This is a genomic window from Microcystis sp. (assembly GCF_048564745.1).
Classification (GTDB): domain Bacteria; phylum Cyanobacteriota; class Cyanobacteriia; order Cyanobacteriales; family Microcystaceae; genus Microcystis; species Microcystis ichthyoblabe_A.
Map to the genome: position 1 here is coordinate 1 of NZ_JBLZRT010000117.1, position 6,493 is coordinate 6,493.

The following is a 6,493-nucleotide window of genomic DNA, read 5'->3' on the forward strand; positions in this document are numbered from 1 at the left end:
TGTGGGAAAGGTAGAGGTCATGATTTTAGTTTATTTAAAAAAAGTCAAGTTCGTTTTCATCCTTTAACTACCAGCAGAGAAGACAGTGTTTATCAGGGAATAGCTGCATACCATAGTAATAGTTATACACCGAAAAAGAAACCGAAAAATAGAAAATTAACAGAGTTAGAAAAAGATTATAAAAAGGCTTTAGCCAAAGAAAGGATTATCATTGAACCTATTTATAGGAAACTCAAAATCTTGAAAATCTTATCCTGTAAATATCGGAATCGTCGTCGAAGATATAGTTTAAGAGTTAACCTGTTGGCGGCTATTTATAACTATGAGTCAGAGATAGGTGTAGCAGCTTCTTATACCAATTCTCTAAATACCAACTACAGATAGAGCATCCAGAATATAACCTCGTCCAACAATTGAAGCAATTACCTCTTTGTTCATTTCTTCGAGTCGTTGACCAATTAACAAACGTAATTCCTCTAAGTCTCTAGGTAGTTTCCATCTCAATCCTTTTTTTAGATATTGCCAAATCTGTTCAATTGGATTAGATTCTGGGCAATGTGGTGGCTGAAACATGAGAATAATGTTGTCAGGTATTTTCAGGTTTTTTGCCTTATGAAACCTGCCATTATCTAACTGTATTATCAAAATACTATCGGCAAAATATTCAGAAACTAATTCTAAAAATATTTGAAAACCTTGACTGTTTAAATAAGTGAATTCGTAAAAAAAATGCTCTCCTGTCTTCGGCTCTACCACCCCATAGATACAGCAATTCTCATTTTAAGGTTTCATGACATTAAAGCCCTTGCACCTAGAGGGGTTAATAATTCTTAACGAATCTCTAGATCGCTGAAACAACGCAAAATCGTTTCAAAATGAGAATTGCTGCCATAGATATAGGTTGCTTGAAATTGACCCTGCACTTTCCCGTAAGGTTTTACCCCTTTTGCTGTTATTTTTCTACCGCTGATTGTTTTCAGTCCCAGACGAGTTTCATCTTCACATAAAAAGCGAATTTTTCCTGTATTACTCATCATTGTTATCGCCACCCAACTCAGCATTGCCAAATTTTCTAGGAGGTTTTTTTAAAAATCCTCTAACCTTTCTTCTGATTGTTCTAGGCTTTTTGGTCTGGCTATTTTTGGAGACGCTTTTAGCCGATAATATACTAATTTGTGTACAGTTTTGTACTTGGCTTCTATCCCTAATTTTTCCTATAACCATTCACAAATTTCCCCATAACTATCAAATCCTTCCTTTTCTTTTAATCTTTTTTCTAAGGCTTTTTCTGCCCACTGAGGAACTTTTCTTGGGTTTACTTTTTCGGCTTTCTGTCTAGTTATCTTCGCTTTTTTGTAAATCTTATAGTAACTTTCTTTTGATTCAAATACTACATCATACTCTTCTATTAAATAGATTTATAGTTCTGATAAATCCCAATATTCTTGGCATAATAACCATTTTATTGTTCTCTTCTTCTTCCTCTTTAGTCAGCTTTGTTTTGGCTCCTTTGTAACCTAGTCTTAGTCCTTGTATTCCTTGTTTGATAAATCTTTTTTTCCATTTACTTACATAACCTTGAGATACATTTAGTATATTTTCTATCGCTTTTTAGGCATAACCCTGTAGAGCCAATTTTACTGCTAAGGCTCTCTTCATCTCTCGCGAGTCTCCATTTCTCCATGTCTCGATTCTCCATTACTGTTTGTTTATAAAGTTGATTAAACGCTCTATTTGTCTTTCTCTTTCATTTTGATTGGTTTCCATTTGCTTTTTTTATTTCATTTCTTGGCAGAACTTTTCTATTTTACCATAGCAAGCTCTATTTATGTCTCAAATGGAATCGCTATATATTGTCCTCCAAGATTAAGTTAGTATAACAAATACAGTCACTCACTGAAAGTTAATTCGTTCTCGTTCGACAACTAAAGGCCTTTTTAAAATTCTCATGTGCATTAATCCAATGTATTCCCCAATAATACCGATAAAAAATAGTTGCACCGAAGCGATTAAAAATAGTCCGACCATGATTGGTGCGGTTCCTAAAGGAAAATAATCCCAGAACAACAATTTGGCCATTAAATAACCTAACGCCACTAGCAAACTCAAGAGGGACAAAGCAAAGCCTAACATGGTGGCCAGTCTCAGGGGAACTTGGGAGTGACTGGTAATACCCAGCATCGCCTCGCTATAGTATCGATAGAAGTTATAACTACTAATACCCCGTTTTCGCCGTTGTTGTTGATACTCAAAAGAGAAACTTTCAAAACCCAACTCTTCAATGAGTCCCCTAAAATAGGGATAGGGATCGTTAATCTCTCGTAGAACATTAATGACTTTCTGATCGTATAAACCGAAACCTGTAAAGTTTCTAGTAACTTTTATATCCGAAAGATTGTCCATTAAATAATAAAAAATTTGTCTAGCAAAATAGAAAAAAGATCCTTCTTTCATCGGCGTTTTAACCGCTTTAACAACTTTATAGCCTTCTTCCCACTTCTTGACAAATTCTAGGATTAATTCGGGAGGATCTTGCAAATCTGCTACCATAAAAATAACCGCATCTCCGTAACACTGAAGAATACCATAGTAACCAGAACGAACGGGTCCGAAATTTCTAGCATTAACTATGACTTTTACCCTGGAGTCTTTTTGAGCAATTTTTTTTAATTCATCTACAGTTTTATCTTGGGAAGCGTTATCGATAAAAAGATGTTCATACTCATAGTTAGGTAACTGATGAAAGACTTCTTTAACCCGCAAGTAAAGGTCTTCAACATTCTTTTCTTCATTATAACAAGGAGTCATAATCGTAATTTTTTTCATCATCTACTTCCTCTAAAAACAAAGGTTTTATTCAAGAAATAAGAAACAATTGCTAGAGGCAATACTAAGATAGCTTGTGCCACTAAGATATTGATTCCTAGCATCTTAACAATTCGTAAGGATTCAGCGTTTAATAAGTAAATCACTAAATAAACACCAATAAAGCGAGTTAGTAGTCGATTATTTTGGTCTTTAAAAACGATCCCTCCGATAGTTTTAAAGTTGAATAATACCCCGCAAATAGTAGCGATAAGTAAGGAATAGCGCTCATCTAATCCTAGACGAAACAGCAAGGCAAACACCGAATACCCAAATAAGGTATTAATTACCCCCACTAACAAAAATCTAACAGATTTGCTTTTTTTGATTAGATACATTTTTCTACAATCGTGACATAAAATTTCTAACTTTTTCCTTAACTGAGGCAACATCTAGCCGATGTTCTTGCATCAAATATTGATAAGTTCCGCAAAATTGAGAAAATCGATCTTCAATACCAATGCGACAAATCCAACTGGGATGATAGGTGCTGGCAATTTCAGAAATAGCAGAACCCAAACCCCCATAGATAGAATGTTCTTCCATCACCACAATAGCTTGATATTGCTGACAAATTTCTATCACTTGCTGGACATCAAGAGGCTTAATAAAAGGAACACTCCACACCCCACTATTATTCCATTCCTGAGCCACTTCTAAGGCCGTTTTAACCATCGAACCTGTCGCCAAAAATCCAAGGTTGCCGGTGCCTGGTTTAACGGGGTGAAGTTTACCTGGCTCAAGGTGAGGTAAAGTCTCATGAATTACCCCTAAATCTGCCTTACCCATGCGTAAATAAACCGCTCCATCACTGTTAAAAGCCCAATTCAGGCATTGAGTCATTTCGGAGGCATCTGCTGGGGAGAGAATCGAGATATTAGGTAAAGCTCTTAAAGCGGCAATATCTTCGGTAGACTGATGACTAGAACCCAGACTACTATAGACCACTCCAGCACCATCCCCAATCAATAAAACCTTTAATTGTTCATAACAAATATCTAACTTAATTTGTTCTAGAACTCTTATCGGCACAAAAGAACTTAAACCATAAACCACCGGGAAAAACCCCGATTTAGCAAGTCCTGCCGCCACCCCTACCATATTTTGTTCTGCTACCCCCGCATTAATATATTGTTTAGGGCAAGCCTGACGAAAATCATCGAATAAAGCATAACCATGATCCCCGGTTAATAACAGAACTCGCTCATCTCCTAAAGCAAATTTGACTAAAGCATCTGAAAAAGCGTTTCTCATAAACTTAATTTATCCTTGTAAACTTGAGGTTCTAATTCGGCTTTAGCTTGCGCATAAATTTCTCGATTTAAGCGGCTATAATGCCAAACATTATTATCTTCCATGAAAGAAACTCCTTTCCCTTTAACCGTGTGAGCGATAACAGCTTTAGGACAAGAAGAAGACAGTTCTAATAATTCTTGAAAGACCTGATCTAATGCCTTTTCATCATGACCATCTACTTCTCGACAGTCAAAACCAAAAGCCCGGAACTTATCAGCAATTTGACCTAAATTCATCACTTCTTGAGTAGTGCCCATCGCTTGATAACCATTAGCATCTACAATGACTAACAAGTTAGATAGTTGAAAATGAGAGGCAAAAAGTAGGGCTTCCCAAATCGACCCCTCATTAATTTCTCCATCCCCCACAAGGGCAAAACAACGCTGTCCGGTTCCTTTAATTTTACTAGCTAACGCTATCCCAACACCCACAGATAAACCATGCCCTAAAGACCCTGAACTTACTTCTAAACCAGGCACATGAGCATCAGACAACCCTTTAATAATTGTACCATCCCCAAAGTAATTATCAATATCCTTATCTGTTAGCCAGCCTAACTCATACATACAAGCATATTGAGCCATTACTCCATGACCTTTACTGAGAATTAAATAATCTCTGCCGGGGGACTCCGGTTGACCATTCCCTAGATTTAGGTAAGAACGATAGAGAACTGCGAGAATCTCGATAATAGAAAAGGCACAGCCAATATGAACAGTTGAACCAGCAAAGGCCATCCTCAGAACGGTTTGGCGGAGTTGATTTCCTTGAAATTTCATGAGTTAAACCCCTCAATGATTATCAGTTTGTGTTAGTCTTTGTGGATACCATGCAAGGGTTTTTTTAATCCCTGTAGATAAATCAACGGTTGCCTTGAGTCCTAATTCTTTTAATGCTCTGTCAGTAGCGGGTACATATCTGGCAATCCGTTGACCTACAACTGGTTCTTGAGCAACAGTGATAGAATTAGGGTGTCCAGCAATTTCCGCCACTGCTAAGGCGGTATCTTTGATGTTGATTTCCACATTTGAACCCACATTATAAGGACGACAAGACTCACCCTTAAATAATATAGTCCATAACCAAATCATCAAATCCGAAGCATATAAATAGGAACGATAGGGGGTTCCATCTCCTTTAATATGAATCGTTTTTCCCTCTAAACTGTCCTTGATAAAGTTGCCAATGGCAAAAGATTCACCTAAAGGTAAATAGGGACCGACAAAGGCAAAACACCTGGCAATTTTTACCCCTATATTATACTCCTGAGCATACAAGACACTCAAGAGTTCTGCGAGTCGTTTTCCCTCTCCATAAACGGAGTTAGGAGAACTCACATCGGGCGCCCCTTGATAACTTTCCGGAATATGACTTATATCTGAGGGTTGTTGACCATAAATTGCTCCTGAGCTAGTTAGTAATAATTTTTTTGTGCCACAATTTTTAGCAAAATCTAGCACTCGCCAAGTCCCTTGTACTGTAGTATCTAGGACAAAAAGACGATCCTCTTGATGTACTAGAGAACTTGCATCCGTTGCCGCATGAATAATATAAGAAAACTCCCCTTTAGGAAACTGAAATGACCTAACATCACCGCTATGGAATTGAATAGCGGTATGATTGGCTAAATGAGGAGCTTTTTGCCTGAAACTATCAGGATTTCTGGTTAAAACCACTGCCGATGCTTTTAAGTCTAGCTGATCATTAGCCCAAATAAAACTTTCCAGAAGCCAACAGCCAAAAAAGCCTGTACCTCCGGTAATAAATATCCGCTGTCCCCGCAATTCCTCCCACAGGGTTTTAGTATGGGCAAGAATGTGATTTAAGTCATTTGTTAGGTTAGGTTGCATCTTCAGCCCCGAATCATTACCAAGATTCCTTCCATGATTTTATCAGCATTTGACAAGTCTCCTACAAGGTTTCTGGTTCAACGCCTAATTCTCTTAATTTTTCAGCTAATTTTTGCCATAACATTCGCTCCTGTTCGAGTTGATATTCAGTTTGTGCGACTCGTTCACTCCCCCATAATAACAGATTGCCCGACTTATCCCACCAACGCAACCAATTAGTAGTAAATTCAGCTTTGGTTCCTTGCCAGACTCCCAAAAATAAGTTAATCTCTGCTATCCAATAACGATTGTTTTCATCAGGTTTTTGTTGTTCATACCTTCCTTGATTCAATCGATAAATTTCTAATTCTCCGGTTTTTGGCTGAAAAATTCCATAGACAGGTACTTGTAAGATTTGCTCGTAAAAATACCATTTTCCATAGGGATAGTGAGGATTGATGGAATACTCACCCCCTTCGGTTTCCGAGATAAACTCTAGGACG

At 37.5% G+C, this 6,493-nt stretch carries 10 protein-coding genes and 1 pseudogene; 1 reads left to right on the forward strand and 10 read right to left on the reverse strand.

Annotated elements, in window-relative coordinates; all coding sequences use genetic code 11:
- A partial coding sequence (locus ACOCD9_RS13115; RefSeq protein ID WP_287699874.1) for a transposase family protein occupies positions 1 to 384 on the forward strand: 384 nt, incomplete at its 5' end.
- Here ACOCD9_RS13115 and ACOCD9_RS13120 read toward each other — a convergent pair.
- The 10 genes and pseudogenes from ACOCD9_RS13120 to ACOCD9_RS13165 form a co-directional block, all read right to left on the reverse strand.
- Positions 364 to 756 carry a transposase gene (locus tag ACOCD9_RS13120; protein WP_287699873.1) on the reverse strand — a complete coding sequence of 131 codons (393 nt, stop codon included), beginning with the start codon at positions 754 to 756 and terminating at the stop codon, positions 364 to 366. The two genes, ACOCD9_RS13115 and ACOCD9_RS13120, sit on opposite strands and share 21 nt — an antisense overlap.
- Positions 757 to 830: 74 nt before the next feature.
- Positions 831 to 1,061 (reverse strand): hypothetical protein, encoded by a 231-nt coding sequence (locus ACOCD9_RS13125; protein ID WP_287699872.1) that lies wholly within the window; start codon positions 1,059 to 1,061, stop codon positions 831 to 833.
- Positions 1,027 to 1,224: a hypothetical protein gene (locus ACOCD9_RS13130; protein ID WP_287967782.1), complete on the reverse strand. Its 198-nt coding sequence runs from the start codon at positions 1,222 to 1,224 to the stop codon at positions 1,027 to 1,029. The genes ACOCD9_RS13125 and ACOCD9_RS13130 overlap by 35 nt, the downstream gene beginning before the upstream one ends.
- An 80-nt stretch (positions 1,225 to 1,304) precedes the next feature.
- A pseudogene (locus ACOCD9_RS13135) lies at positions 1,305 to 1,767 on the reverse strand (helix-turn-helix domain-containing protein); the annotation flags it as partial.
- Positions 1,768 to 1,893: 126 nt separating this feature from the next.
- Positions 1,894 to 2,826, reverse strand: coding sequence for a glycosyltransferase family 2 protein (locus tag ACOCD9_RS13140; RefSeq protein WP_287699875.1), 933 nt, complete (start codon positions 2,824 to 2,826; stop codon positions 1,894 to 1,896).
- The gene (locus ACOCD9_RS13145; protein ID WP_079205997.1) at positions 2,826 to 3,203 is read right to left on the reverse strand and encodes a GtrA family protein; all 378 of its coding nucleotides are present in this window, start codon (positions 3,201 to 3,203) and stop codon (positions 2,826 to 2,828) included. Before ACOCD9_RS13145 ends, ACOCD9_RS13140 begins: the two co-directional genes overlap by 1 nt.
- A 4-nt stretch (positions 3,204 to 3,207) precedes the next feature.
- Positions 3,208 to 4,119 (reverse strand): transketolase family protein, encoded by a 912-nt coding sequence (locus ACOCD9_RS13150; protein WP_079205998.1) that lies wholly within the window; start codon positions 4,117 to 4,119, stop codon positions 3,208 to 3,210.
- Positions 4,116 to 4,940 carry a transketolase gene (locus ACOCD9_RS13155; RefSeq protein WP_287699871.1) on the reverse strand — a complete coding sequence of 275 codons (825 nt, stop codon included), beginning with the start codon at positions 4,938 to 4,940 and terminating at the stop codon, positions 4,116 to 4,118. The genes ACOCD9_RS13150 and ACOCD9_RS13155 overlap by 4 nt, the downstream gene beginning before the upstream one ends.
- 12 nt (positions 4,941 to 4,952) lie before the next feature.
- A complete protein-coding gene (locus ACOCD9_RS13160; protein WP_287699870.1) occupies positions 4,953 to 6,011 on the reverse strand; it encodes an NAD-dependent epimerase/dehydratase family protein in 1,059 nt (352 codons plus the stop codon).
- A gap of 61 nt (positions 6,012 to 6,072) precedes the next feature.
- A partial coding sequence (locus ACOCD9_RS13165) for a Uma2 family endonuclease (RefSeq protein ID WP_287699869.1) occupies positions 6,073 to 6,493 on the reverse strand: 421 nt, incomplete at its 5' end.